Raw genomic sequence first — 26,122 nt, 5'->3', positions numbered from 1 at the left:
TGTTTGAAGCCCTCCCTGACGGTCGGGCTACTGCCCCGCCTGCGTTACGCACCCAAAGAAAAACGCTGCCAGGTTCTGAACCTGACAGCGTGTGTTGTCGTGAAGTGAAGAACTAGATAGGCCGATTCATTCCCTTCCGGCCATATCGCTCGCGGCGTTCGCGGCGATTCTTCATCCGCTCTTCTAGCTTTATCTTCTGCTCAGTGGTCAGCAGTGAAGACAGCTGGTTCCGCGCGCTCATCCTCGATTCGCGAAGTTGATTGTGCAGTTCCTTTGCCCGCGCCTTGTCCGCGTCACTCAACCCGTCACGTCCTTTTTGACGCAGTTGTTTGAGCTCTTCGATCTGCGCCTTGTGGCTCTCGAAGTTGGCGCGCATGATGGCCCGCGCCTGTTCTCTCTGCTGGTCAGTTAAATCGAGCCCGCGCAACCCGGCGCCGAGCCTTTGGCCCCGCATCTCACGCCGTTTGCCGCGGCGCTCTAACCGATCGCCTCGATTCTGTTTCTGAATTTGGGGAGTGCCAGTCGTGGGCGGTTGTTGGTCCTGAGCCACCACAACTGCCCCCGACACGCTTAGCACGGCGATCAGCGCCGCGCTCGAAAGTCTTATCTTTTCAAACATTTCATTACTCCTTTTACCTAATAGTTCATTCGGCGCATTTTGGGCCGAAACCAAATGAAGGCTCCTCAGCGAGCACTTAGACGCGCGGCGGGCCGAAAGGGTCGAAACTAATTGAGTGTGGCTTGCCACATGCCAGTGACGGAGTGCGCCTCGCTTGCGTCAACGGTTGGCTGGGCATTACTCTGTTTTCGATAGCGAAACGTCAGGTTACCGTTTACAATCTCGCGCGCATGAAATTGCTTCAAAACATCGAATCGCCCGCAGACCTGCGGCGGCTGAAAGTCGATCAATTACAAGAAGTCGCCGAAGAAATTCGGCAGCACATTCTGGAAACGATGGCGCGTGTCGGCGGCCACACGGGAGCCTCTCTGGGCGCTGTCGAATTGGCTGTGGCGATGCACTACGCGTTCGATACGCCTCACGATCGGCTGGTTTGGGACGTCGGCCACCAGGCGTATGCGCACAAAATCCTGACGGGGCGCCGCGACCTTTTGCCGACGGTGAAGCAGTATGGCGGCATCAGCGGTTTCCTGCGCCGCGATGAATCTGAGTACGACACCTTTGGGGCGGGCCATGCCTCTACTTCCCTTTCCGCCGCGCTCGGAATGGCAATCGCGCGCGACCGCAAAAACGAAGATCATCACGTCATCGCATTGATCGGCGACGCATCGCTGGCGGGCGGCATGGCGATGGAAGCCGTCAATCAAGCGGGTCATTTGAAAACGCGTCTGATCGTCGTGCTCAATGACAACGAGATGTCGATCGCGCCGGCGGTCGGCGCCTTGACGGGTTATCTCAATCGCATTCGCGAAGCCCATGGTTATCACCGCTTCAAAGACGAAGTGGAAGAGACGCTACTCTCGATTCCCGCACTCGGCGGAGCGCTGCATCACGCGGCGAAGACGATGAAGGATGCGATTGCCTCGGCGGTTTTGCCGGGTGCGCTCGTAAATGAACTCGGCTTCAAATACATCGGCTACGTAGACGGACACAACGTCAAGTCTTTGGTCAGAGCGCTCAACGAAGCCAAGCAAATCAAAGACGGCCCCGTCATCGTTCACGCGCTGACGACCAAAGGCAAAGGCCACCCGGCAGCGGAAAACGATTACTACAAGTGGCATGCGACCGGTCCTTTCGATCTGAAAACAGGCAAGCCGGTGAAGTCGGCGGCCAAGGCGCCAACCTATACCAAAGTGTTCGGCGAAACGTTGTGCGAGTTGATGGCCAGGGACGAGAAGGTCGTCGCCCTCACCGCCGCCATGCCGGACGGAACCGGTGTTTGCGATGCGCTGGAAAAGTTCCCCGAGCGATCATTTGACGTCGGAATCGCCGAGCAGCACTGCGTTACTTTCGCCGCCGGATTATCAGTCGAAGGACTGAAGCCGGTGTGCGCGATTTACTCGACTTTCCTGCAACGCGCGTTCGATCAGTTGGTCCACGATGTCTGCATCCAGGATCTGAACGTTAAGTTCTGCCTGGACCGCGGCGGCATCGCGGGCGGCGACGGCCCGACGCATCACGGTCTTTTGGACATCGCGTATCTGCGCGGCGTTCCGAACATAGTGGTGATGGCGCCGAAAGACGAAGGCGAAATGCGCGACATGATGTTCACGATGATCGAGCACGTCGGCCCCGCGGCGATGCGTTACCCGCGCGGTAACGGTATGGGCGTGCCCATCGATCAGCCGCCGCAGTTGCTGGAAATCGGCAAAGCCGAACTGCTGCGGGACGGCGGCGAAGTAGCAATCGTCGGGTATGGCTCGATGGTGCATCCGTCGCTTGAAGCCGCTGCGAATCTGGCGAAGGACGGCATTGAAACCACCGTCATCAACGCGCGATTCGTGAAGCCGCTCGACAGTGCTCTACTGCTGGCGCTGGCGCGCACCAAACGCCTGATTGTCACCGTGGAAGAAGCTTACCTGGCGGGTGGCTTCGGCTCCGCCATTCTCGAGTTGCTGGAAGAAAACGGACTTCAGGACAAGGTCAGCCTCGTTCGCATGGGGATTCCCGACCGCATCGTGACGCATGGTGATGCGAAACTACTGCTCGCCAAGTACGGCCTCGATTCGGATGGGATTTACACGCGCGTCAAAGAAGCCGTTGACGTCCTCGACGATCGCCGCGCGCAGCACCATAAGGTCATTGCCTGACCCCATATCCGGCACCAAGTCAGAACCACCTGCAGTAGCGGGCGGGCCCACAATCTCGCACTAGAGCGCTCCCATCGCTGTGAGAACCCTCACAACTCAAACCGCAGTACGCTTTTACAACTTAGAAACGTGAGGCCTTAGAGTTGCATCTAAACGCGTCGGACCGTTGCGTCCGTGATGAAATGAGCACCTCGAGAATAGAAGTTCCGTTGACACTCCCGCCGCCGCATTTCGATGACGATGCGACGATCGCCACGGCGCGGCAGGTGGTGCCGATCCAAGGCGCTCGGAAAACCGAAGGACGACGCAAGGTTCTAATTCTGTTGCCGCTGCTGCTGGCGTCAACTTTGTGCGGCGCCCTGGGCGCCATCGCGGTCAATTATTTTGAGCGACGGCGTGACACGACTCCGTCCGTTACGCAGCAGCAGGCGCTGCCAAATGTTTCGACGCCGGCCAAGACCGATCCGCCTCTGGTTGCCATCGCCCCGGAATTGAACGCAAAGGACACGGAGACTCAGGCTCCGGTTCAGCCGGAAACATCTTCAGTCATACCCGCTGACGGGCCGGCTCCTAAAAACGAGGCGCCAAAGATCGCAAAACGAGAAGACGCAGATCGGAAACCAGCCCCGCCTGCCGCAGTCAAACGCGAACCTACTCAGGACGCCGCCAAACTCGTCCGAAAGCGCAGGGTGCAGCCGGCAGATTCAGAGACTCCCATGAGACGAAATCGAAGAACCACCGCCAGCAGCATCGAGGATCTCTTCACCGGTCCAAATCCTTGAGTGGCCTGGTGCCCGTACTTTCACGGTCAAATCGTCGGCATTTCAGTCACAACAATTTGAGTATTGACCGCCTTGGGCGAGCGTGGCATTATGCCGCCTGAGGCGTACAGCAAGTTTTGCCCTTTCCTGGTTCGCCCGCCCCTTCCTCAATTTAATAAGCAGCCCGACTGACCCGGATTTTCGTGTGCTCGCGCGGTGCGGCGCGAGAGGAAGGCACCCCTATGAAGCGGCAATTTTTTTATGAGCGCGAATGCTGCCACCGTGACAGCGGAACCGATGGCGACACCTACAACGGAATATTCTTTATTCAGGCACTTCAGCGACTACAAAGTGACGACGCCGTGAAGATGGCCACCAAAGTATCTCCGTTCTATTGGGTCGATGCCCCAAGAGTCCTGGTTTGGCTTTGCAAACCGTGCGCGGCAGAGCTGTCGCTGATCGACTCGCCGCGGGCGGTGATGCAGGGCGCGCGGCGCTGAGTCGGAAGCCCGACCGTTAGGGAGGGCCAGAGATCTCAAAACAGATTTTAGATCTCAGTCTCAGATTTCAGATCTCAGATCTCAAATTTGAGATCTCATTCTGATACGATGACCGCATGCCGCGCGAGCGGATTGATAAACTTCTCGTCGATCGTGGTCTGGCCGATTCACGCACGAAGGCCCAGGCGCTGGTAATGGCCGGCGCGGTGCTGGTCGATGAGCAACTTGTCCGAAAGCCCTCAGAACTTTTCGACAAATCCCTAAACATCAGAATCAAGGACGAGGCGACATCCCGTTATGTCGGTCGTGGCGGATTAAAGCTGGACGCCGCCCTGCGCGAATTCAAGCTCGACGTCGATGGCCTGCTCTGCATCGATGTCGGAGCGTCAACAGGCGGATTCACTGATTGCCTTTTGCAGCACGGTGCGCGACGGGTGATCGCAATTGATGTCGGTCACAATCAACTCGATTGGAAAATTCGCAACGATCCGCGCGTGGCGGTGCGTGAGGGCGTCAATGCGCGTTACCTCAAACCGTCCGACTTTGATGAGCAGTTCACTCTCGCGACGATCGACGTTTCCTTCATTTCTCTGACGAAGATCCTGCCCGCGGTTGTTCCCCTTCTGACCGAGTCCGGTCGCATCGTCGCGCTAATCAAACCGCAGTTCGAAGTAGGCAAAGGCGAAATCGGTAAAGGCGGCATCGTGAAGGATCCCGCGCAGCATCAGCGCGTCGTTGAGGAAATCAATGCGGCTGCCGAATCGCTCGGCCTAAAAACCACTGGTGTAATCGAATCTCCCATTAAAGGCGCCGACGGCAATGTGGAATTCCTTGCGCTGTACGTGAGGTCAGAACCACCGGCGGTCGCGGGTCGTTGATCCAAGCCGTCACGAACAAACATCTATTTTTGGGCTGATGGTGAACCAGGCTTCTTGATAGGGAAGATCAAGCACCCGCTACCGCAGGTGGTACTGACCTCAATTTTGTGGTTAATTAGGCACTCGCAGACCGACATGCCCGCCCTCAAACGCATCGGCGTTGTCGTTAAACCGCATCAGCCGGATGCGCTTGCCACGCTTTGTCGCCTCACTGAGTGGCTCAATAAACTAAACGTCAGCCTTGTCGGAACACCCGAGCTCGATCATGAGCGCATCGAGCACGAAACCGGCTGCGCCGTCCCGATCATTGAGAACGATGAGATTGCGCGACAAGTCGATCTCATGCTGGTGCTCGGCGGCGACGGCACGATGATCGCGACGTCCCGCCTCATCGGCGACACCGAAGTGCCCGTCATGGGTGTGAACTATGGCGGACTTGGTTATCTCGCCGAGTTTCGCATCGAAGAACTGTTCACTGCCCTCGAGGCAATCCTCGCAGGCGACTTCAAAGTGGAACGGCGCCTGATGTTGTCGGTTGAGTTGCGTCGCGGCGACGACGTTGTCACTCGCAATCGCGTGCTGAATGACGTGGTCGTTAACAAGTCGGCCCTCGCTCGCATCATCGAGATCGAAACATATTTGGATGGACAATTCGTGAATTCATTTCGCGCCGACGGCCTGATCGTGGCGACGCCGACCGGCTCGACGGCCTACAATCTTTCGGCCGGCGGCCCAATTATTTTTCCTTCGATGAACGCGGTCGTCATCACGCCCATCTGTCCGTTCACGCTTTCGAACCGGCCCATCGTTGTACCTGACGATTCATTGATCGAGGTGCGTTTGAAGACCGAAAAGGAAGAAGTCGCCCTGACCCTGGATGGTCAGGTTGGTTTCCCTTTGGCCGCCGGTGATCGCGTCGTCATTCGCAAAAGCAAGACCAGCTTTAATCTGGTGCAGCCCAAGAATCGGAACTACTTTGATCTGCTGCGCGACAAATTAAAGTGGGGACGATAGTACTCAGTGTGCAGTGTGCAGTGAGCTTGTAGGCAGTAGCCCGACCAAGCGGGGTTCCCGCGCGAGCATCTGGCGTGGTGCTCGCTAGAGAGGGCGTGAGAGTCGAACTCCAAACGCGAGGCTGAAAACGACATGGCCGATAAAAAAGACAAACCAACCAAAGCGAAACTCGATGCCGACGCATTTGAACGCGAGCTGACCACCGACCTCGACGCGGAAACACCGGACAAGCCTAAAGGCCTGGCGTTGCACACGCGCATTCTAATCGGGCTGGCAGTCGGTGTCGTTGCCGGCGTTACCGTCAATGCGATCTTCGGAGGTGACCATCCGCGCGTCGCTTGGGTGATCGATCATTTCACAAATCCTATCGGCCAGCTTTTCCTTCGCCTTCTGTTAATGATCGTGGTGCCGCTGGTTTTTGCTTCTCTGGTAGTCGGCGTTGCCGGCATTGGCGACATCCGAAAACTGGGGCGAGTCGGAGTGAAATCGTTTGCCTACTGTTTAATTCTTTCGGCGATCTCGGTGGTCATCGGCCTGACGCTGGCGAACACGATCAAGCCGGGTACGCGCGTCGATCCTGCAACCCGGGCGGCGCTTGAAACACGTTACAGCACAGATGCGACGAAGCAGGTCGAGGCAGCGAAGAAGGGCGCCACAGTTAAAACGCCTCTGATGCAGGTGGTTGAGACGATCGTGCCATCGAATCCTTTCGCCGCAATCTCGGGCGTACCGTCAAATCCCAGCCAGGCAACCGAGCCCGCCAATCCGAACATGCTCCACCTGATGTTCTTCGGGCTCGTGATCGGTATTGCCGTCACGCTTCTGCCCATAAGCGTAACCGCGCCTTTCCTGAGTTTCATGCAAGGGCTCTATGAAATCACGGCCAAGATCATCGAGATGATCATGAAGTTTGCGCCGTTTGCGGTCGCGTGCCTGCTGTTCAATAACACGGCGCGCTTCGGTCTTGACCTGTTGCAGGCGCTCGGATGGTTCGTCGTCACTGTGCTGGTGGGACTCTCTCTGCACATGTTTGGCGTGTACTCATTGTCGGTGTGGCTCTTGTCGCGCCTGTCGCCGATCGAGTTCTTCCGGCGCATCAAGACGGTGATCCTCACCGCGTTTTCTACTTCATCTTCGAACGCAACGCTGCCGACGGCTTTGCGTGTTTCGGAACAGAACCTGGGCGTCCCGCAGGAAATCAACAGCTTCGTTTTGACCGTGGGCGCCACGGCGAATCAGAACGGCACCGCCTTGTATGAAGGCGTGACGGTCCTGTTTCTCGCGCAACTTGCCGGGGTCGATCTGACGATCGGCCAACAGTTGATGGTGGTGTATCTGGCGATCCTCGGTGGCGTGGGTACCGCGGGAATTCCTTCCGGGTCGATTCCCTTCATCATCGGCGTCCTGGTGACGATTGGCGTCAATCCGGCGCTGATTGCGATCATTCTTGGCGTCGATCGCATCCTGGACATGTGCCGCACAACTCTGAATGTAACCGGAGATATCACCGCGGCAACTTACGTCGCGCGCTCGGAAGGTTATGAGCTGTTAAAGCCTCATGATCCGGCCATTGTCCGCGCGGGAGTCGGGCGGGCGACTTAGGTCGGGTACGCACGCTATGGCGTACAGCATGCCGATGGGCAGCATGAAGATTTCTACACAGGACTGAAACAGCCTGCGCAACTTTCCCGCTGAAGATACGCTGATTGAGCCATGCTTTTTCCGATAGGTGACGAAAACACAGATCGCCACACGACGCCGTTCGTAAACTACGTTTTGATCGGCATCAATCTACTGGTGTTCGTATTTCTGCAAGGGCTCGGCTCAAACGATAATTTCACCTACGCATACTCAACCGTCCCGGCGGAAATCATCAGCGGCCGCGACATCACCACACCCAATCGAACGCTCGAGCATCCGGTCACCGGGCAAGTCGTGGAAATACCTGGCCTGCAACCGACGCTGGTTCCGGTTTGGTTCACGCTGATCACCTCGATGTTCATGCACGGCGGCATCGCGCACATTTTCGGCAACATGCTCTTTCTTTGGATCTTTGGCGACAACATCGAAGACCGACTAGGCCACGTACGGTACATAATCTTTTATCTGGTCTGTGGCGTGCTGGCGAGTCTTGCCCATGTGTTCACAACCGTCGCGTTTGCATCGCAGGAAGCGAGCATGCTGATTCCCAGCTTGGGCGCATCGGGCGCGATTTCCGGCGTGCTTGGCGGGTACCTGCTGCTTTTTCCGACGAAGAAGGTGACGGTACTTATCTCGTATTTCATAACCCCGGTTCCCGCGTTTGTCGCGATCGGCTTGTGGTTCGTGTTCCAGATCATCAACGGCCTAGGCATGCTCGGTTCCGGTAGCCAGGCGGGCGGGGTGGCCTACGCCGCGCACATCGGTGGGTTTGTCGCCGGATTGGTTCTTATTAAGTTTTTCACCATCGGCCGTTCGACCAGTGATTCTCAAGCCCCGCGCGGGTATTATGAACAGTGATGAGCGCGCCAATATCCGCACCCAACCAACAAGGCCTGAATATTCAATCAACCCCGCGCGAAGAGATGCAGCTCTATCCGCTGGATACGTTCGCGTACGAGTTCCCCGGCAAGCAAATCAAGATCGAGTTCGAGATTCCTGAGTTCACCTGCGTCTGCCCCTTCTCAGACTTTCCCGACTTCGCCACGATTCGAATCGAATACGTTCCGAACGAGCGCTGCATAGAGCTGAAGAGTCTGAAGCTCTATATCAACTCTTTTCGCGACGTGAAGGTCTTTCACGAGCACGTCATCAACATGATCCTCGAAGATTTTGTGAAGGCGTGCGATCCGCTCAAGGTAGAAATTGAAGGCGACTTTAACGTCCGCGGGAACATCAAAACCACGGTCAAGGCCGAATACAAGAAAGCAGTGAGCAGTGAGCAGTGAGCAGTGAGCAGTGAGCAGTGAGCAGTGAGCAGTGAGCAGTGAGCAGTGAGCAGTGAGCAGTGATGAACGAATCCGTAATCACAACAGTTGCAATACTTTTCCTCCTCGTCATTGTCGGCGGGATTTTCCTGATCATCGCGAAGCGCGTGCTGCGACTGGCACTAAAATTCGCGTTTGCGATGGCGCTGGTCTTCATGCTGGTTGCGGGTGGCGCAGTAGGCTGGTGGCAAGGTTGGTTTTCCTCGTCATCCTCATCCGCGCGTCGTCCGGCAGTGCAGACCAATCAACGGTCAAACACTAATCGCCGACCCTCCTCACGTTAGGTCTAAACTCAAATCATGAACATTGAAGTTGAACACTGGGGCGAGGCGAGCCCGCCCAATCCCGCGGAATTACGCGCGCTGCTGCAAGACGAAGGTTACAGTGTGTTCGAATGGACTGACGCGCCGGGAACAAAGTACGGTCCGCACTCTCATTCCGAAGATCAGTCGCACTGGATTCTCAGCGGTGAACTTGAGCTGCGGGTGGGACACGAGACCTACAGGCTGCGGGCCGGCGATCGAGACTATCTTCCTGCCAACACAATGCACTCGGCTTTTGTACCCGGTGACGAGCCGGTGACATATCTAATCGGCGCGAAGCACTGACGTGAGAAGTCGGTAGGGTGGCGCGTCCCCGAGGCTTTCCCGTCCCACACGTTCGGCTAGTTTCCGGATCCGACCTTACGAGATCTCTTTCGGACGACCACAATCGCCCCCGCGCCGCCAACCAACAAAACAGCGAGTCCAACCGGTAAAGCAACCCACAAACGCGATGGTTCAGCGCTCGCTGAAACAAACATTTGCGCCGGTGACGCTGGCTGAGCACTACGGTGATAAGCTTCAGTTTCCGCAGCGGCAATGGCAGCTTCCAGAGTCATGCGCCGCTCTTCATGCCGTTGCAATTGTTTCGCGACGCCGTCTCTTTCGATTGTCAACGTTTTGCGCCGATGCTCGCGCAACTCTTCCGGACGCGTCGAGCCCACACCAGCCAGCGACCGCTCGATATTTTCGGGTTTGATCGCTTCGTTAAGTTGTGCCAGCCGCGCGCGCAATTCGGTTTCTTTCAACTGAACTTCGTTCAGCTCCTGTCTCAGCCGCTCAAGTCTGGCGGTCGCATCCTGAGCCGCGAGCTGCGCTGTGAATAGCAAAGCCGTACACAGGACGGCTAGTCTGATTACGCTTCTCATAAACATCTCCTCAATTCAGATAGCGTCAAATCATCGCGTTTTGTTGCATGCCTCCGGCAAAGTTGTTTTCCGGAGAAATATGCCGAATTGAGACGCACTGATTGCCTGCGATTCTACCAGTCAGTACCACCCTGCGTCAGCAGGTGGGATAAGGACTCATTCCGAGTGCAGTGTTTGTCCCACTCGCTCACGCGAGTGGTACTGACCTCATGTTTGTGGCTAAATCTCCCTGACCCATGAACACGCAGTACGAACTCGTCACCACCCCGGAACAACTCCGCCGCGCCGTCGATCAACTCGCAAATCGACAGGTTATTGGTCTGGACACGGAAACCACGGATCTCGATCCATATGTGTCGCGGTTGCGGCTGATTCAACTGGCGACCAACGAAAATGTTTTCATCATCGATCTCGACAAGTTTTCCGGTTTCGATCTGAAGCAGAGTGACGAGTTGGCGCCGCTCCGCAGGTTGATCACGTCGGCACGTCCGATCAAGATCGCCCACAACGCAAAGTTCGACGCGAAGTTCATCAAGCACAACTTCGGCGTTGATATCGGTGGATTATTCGACACTCTGCTCGCCAGCCAGCTCGTGTCCGCCGGCGACATCGAAGAGCGGCATGGCCTGGAAGCCATCGCCGGTCGTTACCTGAACGAAGCGGTCGATAAATCAGAACGATTAAGCAACTGGGAGTTCGAACTTTCCGAGTCGCAGTTGCAGTACGCTGCGCGCGACGCCGCGGTGTTGATTCCGCTGCGCGAAAAGCTGGTGGAAAAGATCAAGTCGAACGATTTGATTGATTGCGCGAAGCTCGAATTTGACTGCGTGATGCCGGTCGTTGACATCGAGCTGACCGGGTTCTACATGAACAAGCATCGCTGGCTCGAACAACTGGCGATTGTTGAGGAGCGGCGCGGGGAACTCGCGAACGAATTGCAGGAGATGCTGGGCGAAGGCGCCGCGCAGGCTTCTCTGTTTGGACCGCCACGCGCGAACATCAATCTGGATTCACAACAGCAGGTGACTGAAGCGCTGAATCGACTTGGCATTCCCCTTCCCGACTCGACGCGCAATTGGAAGTTGCAGCCGCTCGCGTTGCAATATCCGGTCGTGGCCAAGCTCCTTGAGTACCGCACGATGCAGAAGGCCCTGACCAGCTACGGCCAGAACATGATTGAGTTCATCAATCCGAAGACGGGCCGCCTGCACGCAGACTTTCGTCAGATCGGCGCGCCGACCGGCCGCTTCGCCTGCACTAATCCGAACATTCAACAGGTGCCGCACGCGGCTGAGTATCGTCGCTGCTTCACGGGTTATCCGGAGGGGCGGCGATTGATCATCGCCGACTACTCGCAGATTGAGCTGCGCATCTTGGCCGAGTTTTCCGGCGATGAAGCGTTCACGAATGCATTCAAGTCCGGCGCGGATCTGCATCGCGTCACCGCCGCCCAGGTGTTCGGCGTCGCTGAGGATCAGGTCACGAAAGAGCAACGCGATTTCGCGAAGCGTTTAAACTTCGGCGTCGTTTACGGCATCGGCGCGAGCAGGTTTTCGCTGATGACCGGCGTCGGCGTGTCGGACGCTGAAAACATCCTGCGCCGCTACTTCTCGACCTACCGTGGCTTAGATACTTATTTGCGAGAATCGGCGAATCGCGCCGTGGATGAAAAGCAGGCGCGCACCGGGTCCGGACGTATGGTTCGCTTCAACTACGACCCATCAGATCGTCAGCAGGTTTCTATGACGCAACGCAACGGAAAGAACGCGCCAATTCAAGGGACCAGCGCTGACATCTTAAAACGCGCGCTACGCCTGCTGAACGACGAACTACGCGACACGTCGGCCCAAATCGTGAACATCATCCACGACGAAATTGTCGTCGAAGTTAACCAAGGCGAGGCCGAATCCGTGGCTGCGAAGGTCGAGCGCGCCATGATCTCTGCCGGCGAAGAATACGTGCACAACGTCCCGGTTACTGTTGAATCTCACATTGCCAGCGAGTGGACAAAGTAATGGCGGTACGCACGCCCCTGGCGTGCTATTGGGTACGCACGCCTCCGGCGTGCTAATGATTGCGCCGGTTCAGAGCCCGCCGGAGGCGTGCGTACCGCGTTGAAAGCACGCCGGAGGCGTGCGTACCAATATGCTGATCGATTCATTCGCACCCACACCTGACGCGGTCGAAATTCACAGCATAGTCATTAACGCGTCGCGCGCGACTGTATATCGCGAACTCAGGACTGCCGATCTCGGTCAATCGGTCATCATCAAGTCGCTGCTCGCGTTGCGTTCCATTCCGGGATACATCGCCCGTCCCTGCGCGATACCGCAGAATCGTCAAATCACAATGCAGACTCTGATGGACTCCGGCTTTGGTCTGCTCGCTGAGAACCCGGACGATGAGATTGTCCTGGGAATAACGGGAAGGTTCTGGCGGCCCGCCGGGAATGTCTCGCCATTTAATCGGCCGGATTTTGATCGACCGGTGAGCGCAGGATTTGCCCGCGGCGTCTGGAATTTTAGCGTTAGCGAACCAACCCCAGGACAGACCCTTCTTAGGACTGAGACCCGAGTTACATGTGGCGACCCGGCCAGCCGGCGAAAGTTTCTTGTCTATTGGCTTGTTGTGCGGCCTTTCAGCGGGCTGATTCGTTTGATAATGCTCAGGAGCGTGCGAAAAATCGTGGAGGGCCGATAGTTCCCTCTCCCTCTGGGAGAGGTTAGGTAAGGGTCCGAACGTTAGCTGAAAAGAAGTATTTTTCGTTTTTTGCCTTCGCGCTAGCTTCGCCCCTCACCCCATCCCTCTCCCAGAAGGAGAGAGGGAAACATGTCATATAATCCGGCCGCCGCGTGCGACTAATTCACTGAACACGGCGCTATACCGTGAAAACACAGCAGAACGACATGGTTGAGCTCCAGGATGAGCTCGAAAAATTGCATAGCGCCAGTTTCGGCTGGGCCTTGAGTTGCTGCCGTCGCGACCACGCCGAAGCCGAGGAAGTCTTGCAGACGGTCTATTTGAAAATTCTGGAAGGTAAAGCGAAATTCCGCGGCGAGTCGAGCTTGAAGACATGGCTCTTCGCGGTGATTCGCAAGACAGCGATCGGCGAGTATCGGAAGAAGCTTTTGCGGAATCTGGTGTTCATCGGCGGCCTGGAAAAGCGCGACGATGCGCCGTTGGTCGATGCGCCTGGCGCGGCTTTTGAAACCTCCCAAATTCAGAAACAGTTTAGGGCCGCGCTGGCCAAATTGCCGCCGCGACAACGCGAAGTGCTGCACCTGGCGTTCTACGAAGACATGAGTTTGAGTGAAGCCGCGGTCATCATGGGAATTTCCATTGGCAGCGCGCGGCAACATTATGAGCGTGGCAAGAAACACTTGCGCGAATGGCTAAGCGGAACGGAAACGGAAAATGGAATTGTCTGGCGAAGAAAAGAAACTCCAAGCGCTGTTTAGCGAGCTGAAGACGGCGGACGAAGAAGCCGCGCCGCGATTCGCGCGCGTGTGGAATCGCGCGACGCCGGCGGCCCGGCGCGCTTTCGTCTTCAATCCGGCGTTTGTCGCCGCGGCCGCGCTGCTGGTTTGCGCCGTCATTTCGCTTGCAGTTTGGTCGCGATACCGACCGGAGACACAACCGGCCATCGTGCGCATCGGGATACCGGTTGCGCCTAACACAGAAAAATCGACAGTGCCGCCAACTGTCCCAGCCGGAATTCCTGCGACAACACCGACGAAAGAGAACACGACTGCGCGTCGTAACCGAACGACCGCGCGGCGAAACTCAATTCAGCTTGCCGTGAACCGCAAGCTGACGCGCGAGGCAAAAGCGATTTCCGATTGGCAGTCGCCGACTGCGGCTTTGTTGAGTTCGTCGAGTGACGAACTGTTTAGTTCCCTGCCGCAATTGAACGAAAACGCGAACGGGCTGCAATCGTTCCTGCCGAACCGCCCGAACTAGTTTTCTAAAGGAGAGACTTGATGAAGAAAGTATTGGGACTTCTGATCGTAGCCGCGGCTTTCGCTTTGAGCGTGGTTCCGGCTATCGCACAGGAACCGCCGCAGCAACCGGAACCATCGCAACCGCGCACACCAAAGCCGATGCACGACCCGTTTGGCAGCATGTTTCCGCCGGAGATGGTCATGCAGAACCAGCGCGAGTTGGGTCTGACCGATCAGCAGAAGACGTACATGCGGACTGAGATCGGCAAGACCTCGGCCCGCTTCAACGATTTGCAGTGGCAATTGCACGACGCGATGGAAGTGCTGCACGAAACCATGAAAGCGAGCCAGGTCAATGAACAACAGGCGCTGGCCCAGCTCGATCGAGTGCTCGAGACTGAACGCGAGATAAAACGCCTGCACATGGAACTGGCGATCAAGATCAAAAACAATCTGACGCCTGAGCAGCAGCAGAAACTACACAGCCTGCGACGTGTTCGCGATCCCGGGCCGCGCGGAATGGGTCCGGGACACGGACCGGGCCATGGACCGGGTGACAGCCCAGGTGTCCGCCGGCCGGGTGGACCGGGGATGGGTCCGGGAGGCGGACCGCCGCGACCACCACAACCAAACTTCTAAGGCAATCAGACGTTCAAACCAGCCCGCGAGATCCGACGACGTGTTCGGTTCTCGCGGGTTTCATTTTTTAAGGGCGGTCAGAATCCCGACGCGCGTCGGGAGTAGCGGGGTGGTTGTTTTCGTACTCTGCTGTGATTGAATTCAACCACCTGCTAACGCCGGTGGTTCTGACTGCGCTTCGATTTCCGAAACAATTCGTCCCGTCGCGCGTTCTTGAACACGCTGGGTCATCGCTGACGCACGCGCAAATGAACCTGATATACTCCGACCGCAATGGCTGAATTTGTTTGTCGTTTAGGAACTCCGGCGGGCGAGATCGTCACGCGCACAATTGAGGCGTCGGCTGTACATGAAGCACGCGCGCGGCTCGAGCGCGAAGGCTTCAAAGTCTTCCACATCACTCCTCCGAAAGTGGAAGGCGCAACCACATTCACGAGAGTCAGTGGCGGAAGTGGTCGCACTAAGGTTAAGGCCAACGACTTTCTGCTTTTCAATCAACAACTCGCAGCCCTGTTGCGCGCGGGCATTCCTATCCTCCAGGCGATTTCCATGTTGCGACGCCGCGCTACTTCGGTGCGGCTGCGCGCCGTGCTTGAGGCTGTCGAAGACGCAATTCGCGGCGGCGCGGCCCTCTCTCAGGCATTCGCGGCGCAAGGCCCAATCTTCCCCCGGATCTACACCGCGTCGATTCTTGCCGGCGAACGTTCGGGCGCGTTGGACGAAGTTTTGTCGCGGTACGTGAACTACATGCGACGGTCCGTCGCCCTGCGTCGAAAGATTCGCGGCGCGTTGGCGTATCCGCTGTTTCTGCTGCTCGCGTCGCTTAGCATGGTTGTGTTTCTGATTGTGTATGTGGTCCCCAAAATGTCCGATTTGTTCGCGGGCTTTGGTGGAAAATTGCCATTCATAACGCAGGTCGTGCTGACCCTCTCCGGCTGGCTGACCGGAAATATTTTCTGGCTGGCGCCGCTTGTGATCGTCAGCGCAGTCGGTATCGGCATCTGGTCGCGTACGCTCGGCGGAAGACTGACGATCGATCGGCTGAAGTTGAAGATTCCCATCGCAGGGAAGTTGCTGGTGCAATTGTCTGTGGCCCAGGCCGCGCGATCGCTCGCCACCCTGCTCGCCGGCGGCATCACGCTGGTTGAGTCATGGGAGATCGCGGCTGAATCGATCACAAATCTCGAATTGCGCCGGCGCAGCTCGGCGATTTTGCCGATGATTCGCGAAGGTCAATCGTTCACGGAAAGCCTGGAATCAGCCGGATGGCTGCCCGCTCTGGCGATCGACATGATCGGAATCGGCGAGCGATCGGGCAGCTTGCGCGAGATGCTCGATGAGGTCGCAACCTTCTATGACGCCGAAGCAGAAGTGAAATTAGAGCAGTTGACGACCACACTTGAGCCTGCGATCCTTGTCTTGATGGGCGGCATCGTAGTGGTGATTCTGTTGGCGATCTATCTCCCGATTATCGAATCGATCTCCGGCGGCCCAATGATAAAGCGGTAAATATGAAGCAGTTTTCTGAAGAACAGACCGAAAAGACCGTCACGGACCCTGTCCCAAACAACGGGGGCGCGCCGGCTGACGACGACCTCCCGCAAGCCATCGAGCCACCGGAAGTGCGCCAGGCGAAGGACCTCGCCCGGCGTTATCGCCTGCCCTTCGTGAACCTGCTGCCGCAGGACGGCGAGTCACCCATCGATTATGCCCTTTTGAGCGAAATTCCCGTCGATCTGATGGTGCGCAACCAGTTTGTGCCGCTGCGACGTGAGAACGGAAAGCTGCACATCGCGATGGCCGATCCGACGGATTTGGATCGGCTGGATGATCTCGCCGGAGCGCTGAGAACGCGTCTGGTTCCACATGTCGCGACCGCAGGCGCAATCGACGTGGTGCTGCGCAAAGGCGATGCGACCCAACGCGTCCTGCAGGAGGCCGCCTCAGGTTTTCGCATTTCGCTGGTGCGCGAGACTGAGGCGGGTGAAGAGGTTCTGGATCTCGATCGGCTCGCCACCGACAGCGAGATGTCGCCGATCATCAAGCTGGTCGACACGGTCATCTACAATGCGATGGAATCGCGCGCCTCGGATATTCATATCGAAACGCGCGACACCGAAGTGCAGGTCAAGTACCGCATCGATGGCGCGCTTTATCAAAAAGTCGATCCCATCGATCTCGCCTATCACCAAACATTGATCTCGCGTATTAAGGTCATGTCGGAACTCGACATCGCCGAACGTCGCGTGCCGCAGGACGGCCGCTTCCGCGTTCGTTACAAAGGCCGGAACGTGGACTTCCGCGTTTCGATCATGCCCACGGTACACGGCGAAGACGCTGTCATTCGTATTCTGGACAAGGAACAGATCAATGAGTCCTTTAAGAATCTCGATCTCGACGTGGTCGGTTTCGATCCGGAGGATTTGCGAAAGTTCCGGCGCTACATTGCTGAGCCGTACGGGATGGTGCTGGTAACCGGACCCACCGGTTCGGGTAAAACGACGACGCTGTACGCAGCGCTCAACGAAATCCGCAATGAAGAAGACAAGATCATCACCATCGAAGATCCGGTTGAATATCAACTGCACGGCATCACGCAGATTCCGGTGAATGAAAAGAAAGGTCTGACCTTCGCGCGCGGCTTGCGCTCGATTCTGCGTCACGATCCGGACAAGATCATGGTCGGTGAAATCCGCGATGAAGAGACGGCACAGATCGCCATTCAGTCCGCGCTGACCGGCCACCTGGTTTTCACGACTGTTCACGCGAACAACGTGATCGACGTCATCGGCCGCTTTCTGAACATGGGGGTCGAGCCTTACAACTTTGTTTCGTCACTCAACTGTGTTCTGGCGCAACGGCTGGTGCGCATCCTGTGCACGATCTGCCGGCGTCCCTATCACCCTTCGGACACTGAGTTGATCGAATCGGGCCTGCAACCGGACGAGCATCGCAATCGAGTGTTCTATATGAATACCGGATGCGAGAGCTGCAATCACACCGGCTATCGGGGCCGCACCGCGATTCACGAGCTGCTGGATTTGAGTGACAACATCCGCGAGATGATCGTGGAACGTCGTCCCGGCTCGGAAGTTCGGCGCGCGGCAGAGGCTGAAGGCCTCACCAGCCTGCGTGAATCGGCTCTGAAAAAGATCTTTACCGGTGTTTCCACTCTCCATGAAATCAATCGCGTGACATTCGTCGAAGAGGTGAATTTGAACACTCAGCGATAGAGCCTTTCCCCGTAATAATCGCCAAAATAGAACTTGTTCCACTTTCCATCTCTTAAAAAGCTTCCGAGTTTCTGTTAAACTGCGCTAGTTTTTCGGTCATTGAGGAACCGAGTGTGTGCCGCTCGCGTGTAACGAGCAGTGAACCGGGGCTAACCGGCATCAAAGGTAGCCAAACCTCCGAAAGGTAATACTTATGAAAACGCAGACCCGTAATCCGATTGTTTCCCTTGTTGTCGTCCTGTGCCTGCTGGTTGTGCCGTTGACGGCCTTTGCCAAGAAGGGCCGGGACCATTTCAAACGCGGCCTGAAGCACGAGCAAGCGCAGCAATGGGACAAAGCGGCGCAGGAATACACGCTCGCGCTGGCGTCTGATCCGTCGAACGCGGAGTTTCAGCTTCATTACCGGCGCGCGATCTTCAATGCGTCGCAGATGTTCATGCAGCAGGGACGCGCACTGGCAGAGCAGCGGGACTACATCGGAGCTTACAACGCGTTTCGCCAGGCGTTTGGTTACGACCCGGTAAATCAATTAGCTGTGTCTGAGATGGAGCGCATGCTGCGTCTTCAGGAGGTTAAAGAAGGCGGCGCGGTCAAGAGTAACGGAACCGCGACGGAGGGTACCGGTGGCACGCCGGCCGGGGCCTCAAAGCCGGGTGAAGAGCCATTGCCGCCGTCTGCGCTGCCGGGACAAATCCGTCAGGGAAACTTCAACGGCGATCTGAAGCATTACATTCGCACGCTCGCCGAACAGTTGGGCCTGAACGTTGTTTTCGACAAACAGTCTTTCGCGCAACCGCGGACGCTTGAGATGGTGCTGAACCATCCCGTCACGACTGCCAAAGCACTGGACTACATCTTCTTGCAGGAGAGCTTGTTCTTCCAAAAGCTGGATCGACACACGATCCTCGTCGCCGACCAGGCGCGTCGGCCGCAGTATCAGCAGTTAGTTGTGCGCACGTTCTTTATCTCGAACGCCGATCCGGAAAAGGTGAAGACGCTCATCGGGCAGGCGTTACCGGCGTCGGTGGGACGCCCTTCGATGATTGTCGTCGCCGACAAGGACACGAACAGTTTGACCGTCCGCGATACGGCTGAGAACGTGAGGCTAATCGGCGAACTCATTCAGAGTATCGACAAAGATCGCGCGGAAGTTGTCATGGACGTGGACATCTATGAAGTCTCACAGTCCGATTTGCTGCAGTTCGGCAATCAGATCGGCGGACCCGGGCTCTTCAACCTTGGCGGGTCACCCGGCCTCAGCGTCCTCAGTAGTTCCGGTGCGGTAAACAGTTCTCAACCAGGCGTAAATCTCAGCAGCATTGTCGGACAAGTACCGACCGCGCTGGCGGCGGCGTTGGTCATTCCGTCGTCTGTCTTCCACGCATTTCAATCGAAAGACAACACGAAACTAATTGCATCGACGCAGGTGCATGCCTTCAACGGCGAAGAATCAAAGGCGCGCATCGGACAACGCGTGCCCGTGCAAACGGCGCAGGCTTATCCGTTCGGCGTCCAGACCGGCACGCCTCAGCCCGGCACGGGAGGCTTTCCGTCAGGCGGTTTTCCCGTCATCAACTATGAACCGACGGGACTGACGCTTACCTTCACGCCGCAGGTGTTTCCGAATCTGGACGTGCAAGTGAAGATGAACATCGAGTCAAAGGACGTGCTCGGTGCGAGCACCCTGACGCCGACATTCACTGAACGGACAATTACCGGAACTGCGCGCGTGCAGAACAATCGGACCATGCTGCTGGCGAGTGTCTCGCAGGACGTTGAGACAAAGGGGCGTTCGGGACTGCCTGTCCTCGGCGGCCTCCCGATCGTGGGACGACTGTTCACCTCGCCGACGCGGAACAATCGTCGGGTTGATATCGTGATCGCGGTCACGCCACGCGTGCTGCGTGCACCGGCGCTGACTCCGCGTGACGAAGAAATGCGACCGAGCGGTACTCTGCAATCGCCGACGACCGGGTCGCTTGAAGCAATGCTGCGCGAGAACTATCGCGAAGAACAGATACTCGCGGCGCGCCGCATACCAAAAGAAGTGAATGTTCAGTTGCCTGACGCGCCGGCGTATGTTCCGGCGGCCGGGGCTGAAACACAGACGCAAGCAGCGGCCAACAATGGGGCGGCGACACAAACAACGCCGACACAAACAACGCCCACCCAAACAACGCCGACCCAAACAACGAACGTTGCCCAGAATAACGGCAGCGCCGCGAAGACAGAGCCGGCAGTGACAACAAATCAAGCGACGGTCGTGAACGGCACAAATTCGCCGGCCGCAAACGATTCGACGATGCCGCAACCGAAAGCAGCGGCTTCGTTCGCGCCGCAAACTCCGGCTACTGAGACAAACAAACTTGACGTGGCGTCCGCAATCAAAAGTGTCGTCACGCCGAATACTGAAGTCACTGCGACGTCGGCCAGTGCAAAGACCGAAGCAAATGTGACGGCGCCCGTCGAAGACCTCGCGCCGAAACCGGCGGTGACTGAGGCGACAGCGAAGTCAGCCCCACTGCCCGCCGTCATCGAATTGGGATTCCCCTCTGAGACAGCGGAGGTCACGGTGGGCGAGAAGCGTCAACTCTCGCTTGATTTGAATTCGCCGGCGCCGCTGGGCGTCGCGGTCGTGATGCTTCGGTTTGATCCGAACATTTTGAAAATCACAAACGTCACGGCTGGAAAGATTCTGACCGACGCGAAAACCGGGGCGACTATTTCCGTCATGAAGAATGAGGGCGGCGTCTTGCTCGTGTCGATTGCGCCGGCGGCCGGCGCCACGATCTCGGGCGCAGGCGCGCTCCTCAATCTTGAAGTTGAGGGTCTCGCCGGTGGCAACAGCTCGCTCGCCTTCGATCTGGCGAGTGTCCACATCGTCACTGCCGACGGCAGCGCTTCGGTAGTGCAGGTGGCTTCACCGGCAACAGTGACAGTGAAGGCGGCGGCGGCAGCCGTGAAGCCGTAACGTATGAAGGTCAGCACCAGGCATTCCATTCGACCGGCAACGCGCGCCGCGCGACTCCCGCAACGCGGGTTCACCCTCATCGAGTTGGTGATCACGGTTTTCGTGTTGGCGATTCTGACGCTCGGCGTGATTCCTCTGGTTCAGGTTTCCGCCAAACGTCAGAAAGAGGAGGAACTGCGCGCATATTTGCGCGAAATGCGCGAGGCCTTCGACCAGTTTCACCGCGAAGGTGTAGTCGGGGCTCAGATGCAAACGATGCAACCTGGCAGTACGGCCCAACAGGAGCAAGCGCCGCGGCCGCCGCAAGCACAAAACCAGGCGAGTATTTTCGGAGACCCGCGCGTCCGGGTTTTCATTAGCGACCAGACAATCTTTGGCGTCGATAACCCGGATCGATATCCGCCCGATCTGGAAACGCTGGTCAACGGCGTCGATGTATTGCCGATCACGGCAGGTGGTCTGGGGCGTCGGGGACAAATGGGCGTCTCCGCGACCGATGCGGCCAGCCCGGACTCAGTGATTCCGAAGATCAAGATTTATCTGCGCCGCATCCCCGTCGATCCAATGACGGGTAAGGCCGACTGGTGCCTTAGGTCGTCCTACGATACTGCCGACACCTCGTGTGATGGTTGGGGAGGCGAGAACGTTTTCGATGTTCGTTCAAGATCTGAGGGCACGGCGCTGAATGGAACAAAGTATCGTGACTGGTAAGCGAGCAGAGGGCAAAGGGCAAAGGGGAAAGGGTAGAGAGAAGCGCTTTGCCCTTCGCCCTTGGCTCTTTGCCGCCGCGCGGCAGCGCGGATTCACCCTCCTGGAACTGATGATCGTAATTTCGATCATCATCATCCTGGCGGCGGTGGCCCTGCCCCAATATCACAAGACGATCATGCACGCGCGCGAAACCGTCCTGCGCGACGATCTTTACCGGATGCGCTCGCTCATCGATCAATACGGGGCCGACAAGGGAAAGCTGCCGCAGTCGCTGGACGACCTCGTCAGTGCCGGCTACATGCGTGAAGTTCCCACCGACCCGATCACCGAACAGAAAGACTGGAATATCGAGGTCGGCGAAGACCCTTATTCCAGCGAAGGCGGCAGCGGTATCCGCGACATCCACAGCACGTCTCCCGAGGTTTCGACCGAGGGTACGCCGTACAGTCAATGGTAAAAACGTCAGTTGTCAGTCGTCCGTTGTCAGTCGTGAATGCGTACGACTGAAGTAGCTACTGACAAATGACAACCGACAACTGACAAATGCTGGACAAACTCCTCCAACCACGATTTCCCTCGGCGGCCGTCGGCATTGAAAGCAGTGCGGCATCAGTAGTGCAGCTTGACCGCGCGCGCGGCTCATTTGTACTCAAGCGCGCCGCCACGGTGAACCTTCCGGCGAACCTGATCAAAGCCAGCTTTGATGAAAGCAATATTGCCGAGCCGGAGGCGCTGATCGAATCTTTGTCGGACCTGGTGACCAGCGCCGGATTGTTGCGCCAGCGAAAATGGTCAGTCACCCTGCCCGAAGCTACGACGCGCTCCGCAATTCTGACGATTGAAGCGGCCGGCGGATCTCGCCGCGAAATTGAAGAGGTTCTGGAATGGAAAATCGAGCGCGCCTTTGGCGCCCCGCTTTCTGAACTGCGTTTGGGCCGCGAGGAACTACCTGGCAATCAACAAAAGCAGGCGCGCTATCTGGTCACGGGAGTCCGGCTGTCGGTGTTGGCGGAATACGAATCTGTGTTTGCCGCGCTCGGGTGGCAGATGGGACTTGTACTGCCGCGTCATGTGGGCGAAGAGCAGTGGCTACGAGGCGGCGCCGCTGGAGACGGACTGCTGCTCAGCGCGCATGACGAAGGCTTCACGGCCGTGCTCATGCGGAACAACCGGCCGCTGACCCTGCGTAGCGTTTTCTGCGAAACAGCGGAATGTGACGACGAATTACATCGCATCCTCCTTTTCTATCGCGACCGGTCGGGATCCAACGGGGACGGAACAGTAGGCCGATTGCTGGTGATGGGCGACCGTCTCGACAAAAAACGCGTTGCGGAAATTGCCGAAGAGACGTTAGGCGTGAGACTTCAGCCCCTGGGCGCGGCGGACGTCGGACTGACAGTGCCCGGCGATTTGCCTTTCGATCTGGTTGCCGGGCCGGCGGGCTTAGCGCGCATGGCGTGGTAAGGTCCCGATAATCGCATGTCCCATGTGTCCCATGTGTCCCATGTGTCCTATGTGACCTATGGGACAAATGAGACCCATCGTTGAAACTTTGGCTTTCCTCGAGACGTAAACCCGAAGCAATTGCAAATGAGAACTTCGACGGCAGTGGCGAACTGGAACGCGTTGGCCGATAGCGAGCTTGTGCTGAGTGCGCTCGCCGGCCGCGAGTCCGGGTTTGAAGAACTGGTGCGCCGCTATCAGCGGCCGATTGCGGCCTACGTCTATCGCATGGTCGGCGATTACGACGCGGCGCTCGATCTAACGCAGGAAGTCTTCATTAAAGTTTACGGTTCGTTGTCCCGCTATCGTTCGGAGTTCAAGTTTTCGACCTGGATTTACAAGATTGCCCACAACGCCGCGATCGATCATCTGCGGCGCGGCGCCGCGCGCGAGACAACCATTGGTTCAAACGAAGACGAGCGGCCGGCAATCACAATCGACAGCCGGCGACTGACGCCGGAACAAGAGAGCGAACGTAACGAACGCTGCTCGGAAATTGAAACGGTCGTCCATATGCTGCCCACGGCGTACCGCGAATTAATCGTGCTGCGCCATTCAAATGATCTGAGCTATGACGAGATTGCCGAAGTTACCGGTCTGCCATTGGGCACGGTGAAGAACCGGCTGTTTCGGGCCCGGGAAGCGATGCGTGATCTGCTGGTACAGAGGGGCATCACGACCGCCTAACCGGAACTGTTTCGATGACGTTAACGGCTGACAAAGACATTTGCCCGCGCGAAGAAATCGCCGCCTATCTTGACGGTGAGTTGAGTGGGGTTGCGCTCGAAACTTTCGAAGCACACCTAAACGAGTGTTCGGACTGCGCCGGAGAACTGCGCAGTCAGCGCCAACTTCTATGCACCCTCGATGCAGCGTTCAGCAGTTCGTTACGTATTAAGCTTCCGGAAAACTTCACGCGCGTGGTGGCCACGCATGCTGAACACAACCTGCGCGGGCTGCGTGAAAAATCCGAGCGACGGCGGGCGCTGCAATTATGCGCGATGCTTGCGGTCACCGCTTTCGCACTGCTGGGCGCCGCATCCGGAGCATTAGTGCTGCAACCGGCGCGCAATTCTTTGCGGATTGTCGCCCGCTTACTTGAAGTTCTGTCCCAAGCCGTCCTGGAAGCCGCGGAGGGCTTCGCGATCATTGGTCGCATGATTGGCCAGGCCGCCGTGGCCAGCCCGTACGGCATTGGCGCTCTGATCGCTTTCGTTTTCATTGGCTCAGTTTTCCTGCTGCCTCGGTTAATCGCCAGTTATCACCGCACCCAAATCATCGAATAGGAGACCGCCACGTCCATTCGATGACTTCGCCTCATTTCATTTTCCATTTTCCATTTGTCATTTTTCCTTTGCCATTGATTCAGGCCGCGGTCAGATCCGCCGGCGGGCCGTCAGTCCCAAATGGCAAATGGCTGATGACAAGTGGCAGATGGCAAATTAACGCCCGGCCCGCGTGCCTGATCCCCTTTGTCATCGCGGCCATATTGTTAATCTTCACCTTCGCCAAGGCTCAGACCGCCGCACTTCCCCCTCCCGCGGATCCCAATGCGCGCGTCATTGAAGGCGTCAACAAGGGCACCGTCTTCGGCATGGGACAATCGATTCGCATTACCGGCACGGTGAAAGAAGGCGCCATCGCGTTCGGCGGCGATGTCATCGTCGAGGGCACAGTCGAAGGCGACGTTGCGTCGATCGGCGGCTCAGTCGTGCAGCGAACGGGCTCGCGCATCGGCGGCGACGTGATTGTCATCGGCGGCGTTTATCATCACGACAAATCTGAGCAGGGCCGCGACCCGAAATCCGTGACGATCATGTACGCCGGCTATGAAGAGCAGCTGAAGCGACTGATGCGCGAGCCGTTTAGCTTATTGCAGCCACAGTTCTCAGCAGTCTTTTTCGGGATGCGGCTGCTGGCAATTCTCTTTTGGTTCGTCATTGCCTTGGCGCTCACCGCCGCGATGCCGAACACCGTCAGTCGCGCGGTCGCGCGTCTGCAGCTGACCAGTTTGCGGGTCGCCATCATCGGGCTGGTGGGCTCGATTGCAATAACCGTGGGTGTGTTTCTCTGTTTACTGATTCTGCCTTCAATAGTTGGCGCGATCGTGGCGCTGCTGGCGTTTCTGCTGGTGGTCGTGGCCACGCTCTTCGGCCGCGCGGTTATTTCGGCCGCCACCGGTCGTTGGTTACAACGCCGATTTTTTCCTAAACTTAAATCTGAGTCCGTCACGTTGCTGATCGGCGTCACGTTTTGGGTGATCATGACCTCTCTGCCGTATGTGTGGCCGATTGTCGTCGGCGGTTTGCTCGTCACTAGTCTGGGCCTGGCCTTGACGGCCCGTTATCGTCTCAGTTGGAAGAAGTCTGAGTCGGCAAAGGTTTGATCGCGACCGACCGCGTGCGAAGAAACGATTGTGCATCCTGCCGAACAACCGACAGATGACGCGCTGGTCGCTGCTGCGGGAACCGGTGACGAGGCCGCGTTCGAAACGCTCTTCAATCGTCATCGTCGCCAGGTGGGGCGCATCGCTGGACGCTTCTTTGCGCAGCGTGAACAGATCGAAGAGATAATTCAGGACACCTTCACGAAACTTTACCTCGCACTGCACACTTATCACGGAACTCACGAAGCATCATTCAAAGCTTGGCTCGCACAGATCACCGTCAATGCCTGTTACGACCAGTTGCGCCGCCAGCGGCGCCGCTCAGAACAGTCGCTGGGCGATCTCACGGAAACCGAGACGCACGATTTTTCCACCCAGCTTCGCTCCGCCCGCAGCGACATTGAAGGCGCACTCGTTTCGCGCGATCTGGCTTTGAAGCTGCTCACGCGTTTGAGCGCGGAAGACCGTTTGGTGCTCACCCTGCTCGATGTCGAGGGTTTTTCGGTGGCGGAAATTTCCGAGATGACCAACTGGTCGATCTCGAAAGTGAAGGTGCGCGCGCATCGCGCCCGGGCGCACTTGCGCCGGATCATGAAGAAGTTTGTGTAGGTTTGCCGCCTTTAGCGGCCAGAACAATAACTGCGTGTAACCCCGTGGGCGG

At 57.4% G+C, this 26,122-nt stretch carries 27 protein-coding genes; 25 read left to right on the top strand and 2 right to left on the bottom strand.

The annotated features are described in order from the left end of the window. Positions 1-112: 112 nt before the first annotated feature. Positions 113-619: a Spy/CpxP family protein refolding chaperone gene (locus VFX97_00920; GenBank protein HEX5701761.1), complete on the bottom strand. Its 507-nt coding sequence runs from the start codon at positions 617-619 to the stop codon at positions 113-115. Between the two features lie 230 nt (positions 620-849). Between VFX97_00920 and dxs the strand changes: the two genes are divergently transcribed. From dxs to VFX97_00870, 10 genes are all read left to right on the top strand, one after another. Next, the gene (dxs, locus tag VFX97_00915; protein ID HEX5701760.1) at positions 850-2,769 is read left to right on the top strand and encodes a 1-deoxy-D-xylulose-5-phosphate synthase; all 1,920 of its coding nucleotides are present in this window, start codon (positions 850-852) and stop codon (positions 2,767-2,769) included. A gap of 182 nt (positions 2,770-2,951) precedes the next feature. After that, the gene (locus VFX97_00910) at positions 2,952-3,551 is read left to right on the top strand and encodes a hypothetical protein (protein ID HEX5701759.1); all 600 of its coding nucleotides are present in this window, start codon (positions 2,952-2,954) and stop codon (positions 3,549-3,551) included. Between the two features lie 221 nt (positions 3,552-3,772). Beyond that, positions 3,773-4,030 (top strand): hypothetical protein, encoded by a 258-nt coding sequence (locus tag VFX97_00905; GenBank protein ID HEX5701758.1) that lies wholly within the window; start codon positions 3,773-3,775, stop codon positions 4,028-4,030. Between the two features lie 116 nt (positions 4,031-4,146). Continuing rightward, positions 4,147-4,908: a TlyA family RNA methyltransferase gene (locus VFX97_00900; protein HEX5701757.1), complete on the top strand. Its 762-nt coding sequence runs from the start codon at positions 4,147-4,149 to the stop codon at positions 4,906-4,908. Between the two features lie 135 nt (positions 4,909-5,043). Further along, positions 5,044-5,922, top strand: coding sequence for an NAD(+)/NADH kinase (locus VFX97_00895; GenBank protein HEX5701756.1), 879 nt, complete (start codon positions 5,044-5,046; stop codon positions 5,920-5,922). Between the two features lie 132 nt (positions 5,923-6,054). Continuing rightward, positions 6,055-7,524: a dicarboxylate/amino acid:cation symporter gene (locus tag VFX97_00890; protein HEX5701755.1), complete on the top strand. Its 1,470-nt coding sequence runs from the start codon at positions 6,055-6,057 to the stop codon at positions 7,522-7,524. 111 nt (positions 7,525-7,635) lie between these two features. Next, entirely contained in the window at positions 7,636-8,421 is a 786-nt protein-coding gene (locus VFX97_00885) for a rhomboid family intramembrane serine protease (protein HEX5701754.1), read from the top strand. Further along, positions 8,421-8,849 (top strand): preQ(1) synthase, encoded by a 429-nt coding sequence (gene queF, locus VFX97_00880; GenBank protein HEX5701753.1) that lies wholly within the window; start codon positions 8,421-8,423, stop codon positions 8,847-8,849. Before VFX97_00885 ends, queF begins: the two co-directional genes overlap by 1 nt. Before the next feature lie 62 nt (positions 8,850-8,911). Next, the gene (locus VFX97_00875) at positions 8,912-9,172 is read left to right on the top strand and encodes a hypothetical protein (protein HEX5701752.1); all 261 of its coding nucleotides are present in this window, start codon (positions 8,912-8,914) and stop codon (positions 9,170-9,172) included. A gap of 15 nt (positions 9,173-9,187) precedes the next feature. Further along, positions 9,188-9,496 carry a cupin domain-containing protein gene (locus tag VFX97_00870; GenBank protein ID HEX5701751.1) on the top strand — a complete coding sequence of 103 codons (309 nt, stop codon included), beginning with the start codon at positions 9,188-9,190 and terminating at the stop codon, positions 9,494-9,496. Positions 9,497-9,552: 56 nt separating this feature from the next. On the opposite strand, the gene VFX97_00865 is transcribed toward VFX97_00870, so the two are convergent. Next, positions 9,553-10,077 (bottom strand): hypothetical protein, encoded by a 525-nt coding sequence (locus tag VFX97_00865; protein ID HEX5701750.1) that lies wholly within the window; start codon positions 10,075-10,077, stop codon positions 9,553-9,555. Positions 10,078-10,313: 236 nt separating this feature from the next. Here VFX97_00865 and VFX97_00860 point away from each other — a divergent pair, with 236 nt between their 5' ends. The 15 genes from VFX97_00860 (at position 10,314) to VFX97_00790 (ending at position 26,070) form a co-directional block, all read left to right on the top strand. Next, positions 10,314-12,092, top strand: coding sequence for a DNA polymerase (locus tag VFX97_00860; GenBank protein ID HEX5701749.1), 1,779 nt, complete (start codon positions 10,314-10,316; stop codon positions 12,090-12,092). A gap of 130 nt (positions 12,093-12,222) precedes the next feature. Beyond that, positions 12,223-12,777 (top strand): hypothetical protein, encoded by a 555-nt coding sequence (locus tag VFX97_00855; protein ID HEX5701748.1) that lies wholly within the window; start codon positions 12,223-12,225, stop codon positions 12,775-12,777. 185 nt (positions 12,778-12,962) lie between these two features. Further along, positions 12,963-13,535 carry a sigma-70 family RNA polymerase sigma factor gene (locus tag VFX97_00850; GenBank protein HEX5701747.1) on the top strand — a complete coding sequence of 191 codons (573 nt, stop codon included), beginning with the start codon at positions 12,963-12,965 and terminating at the stop codon, positions 13,533-13,535. Further along, entirely contained in the window at positions 13,498-14,037 is a 540-nt protein-coding gene (locus VFX97_00845) for a hypothetical protein (protein ID HEX5701746.1), read from the top strand. The genes VFX97_00850 and VFX97_00845 overlap by 38 nt, the downstream gene beginning before the upstream one ends. Positions 14,038-14,057: 20 nt before the next feature. Further along, the gene (locus VFX97_00840; protein HEX5701745.1) at positions 14,058-14,657 is read left to right on the top strand and encodes a periplasmic heavy metal sensor; all 600 of its coding nucleotides are present in this window, start codon (positions 14,058-14,060) and stop codon (positions 14,655-14,657) included. Positions 14,658-14,930: 273 nt separating this feature from the next. Next, positions 14,931-16,166, top strand: a complete 1,236-nt coding sequence (locus VFX97_00835) for a type II secretion system F family protein (protein HEX5701744.1) — start codon at positions 14,931-14,933, stop codon at positions 16,164-16,166. A gap of 2 nt (positions 16,167-16,168) precedes the next feature. After that, a complete protein-coding gene (locus tag VFX97_00830; protein HEX5701743.1) occupies positions 16,169-17,890 on the top strand; it encodes a GspE/PulE family protein in 1,722 nt (573 codons plus the stop codon). 193 nt (positions 17,891-18,083) lie between these two features. Continuing rightward, entirely contained in the window at positions 18,084-20,861 is a 2,778-nt protein-coding gene (locus tag VFX97_00825; GenBank protein ID HEX5701742.1) for a secretin N-terminal domain-containing protein, read from the top strand. Positions 20,862-20,864: 3 nt separating this feature from the next. Next, positions 20,865-21,572 (top strand): prepilin-type N-terminal cleavage/methylation domain-containing protein, encoded by a 708-nt coding sequence (locus VFX97_00820; protein ID HEX5701741.1) that lies wholly within the window; start codon positions 20,865-20,867, stop codon positions 21,570-21,572. After that, positions 21,547-22,029: a prepilin-type N-terminal cleavage/methylation domain-containing protein gene (locus tag VFX97_00815; protein HEX5701740.1), complete on the top strand. Its 483-nt coding sequence runs from the start codon at positions 21,547-21,549 to the stop codon at positions 22,027-22,029. Before VFX97_00820 ends, VFX97_00815 begins: the two co-directional genes overlap by 26 nt. Before the next feature lie 86 nt (positions 22,030-22,115). Continuing rightward, positions 22,116-23,036 (top strand): hypothetical protein, encoded by a 921-nt coding sequence (locus VFX97_00810; GenBank protein ID HEX5701739.1) that lies wholly within the window; start codon positions 22,116-22,118, stop codon positions 23,034-23,036. A 126-nt stretch (positions 23,037-23,162) separates the two neighbouring features. Further along, positions 23,163-23,762, top strand: a complete 600-nt coding sequence (locus tag VFX97_00805) for a sigma-70 family RNA polymerase sigma factor (GenBank protein ID HEX5701738.1) — start codon at positions 23,163-23,165, stop codon at positions 23,760-23,762. A gap of 14 nt (positions 23,763-23,776) precedes the next feature. Beyond that, entirely contained in the window at positions 23,777-24,361 is a 585-nt protein-coding gene (locus VFX97_00800) for an anti-sigma factor (protein ID HEX5701737.1), read from the top strand. A 134-nt stretch (positions 24,362-24,495) separates the two neighbouring features. Then, entirely contained in the window at positions 24,496-25,461 is a 966-nt protein-coding gene (locus VFX97_00795) for a polymer-forming cytoskeletal protein (GenBank protein HEX5701736.1), read from the top strand. Between the two features lie 30 nt (positions 25,462-25,491). After that, on the top strand, positions 25,492-26,070 hold the full coding sequence (locus VFX97_00790; GenBank protein HEX5701735.1) for an RNA polymerase sigma factor: 579 nt from the start codon (positions 25,492-25,494) through the stop codon (positions 26,068-26,070). Positions 26,071-26,122: the final 52 nt, after the last annotated feature.

The organism is Pyrinomonadaceae bacterium, from assembly GCA_036277115.1.
Taxonomy (GTDB): domain Bacteria; phylum Acidobacteriota; class Blastocatellia; order Pyrinomonadales; family Pyrinomonadaceae; genus UBA11740.
This window is presented reverse-complemented; position numbering and strand designations above follow the sequence as displayed.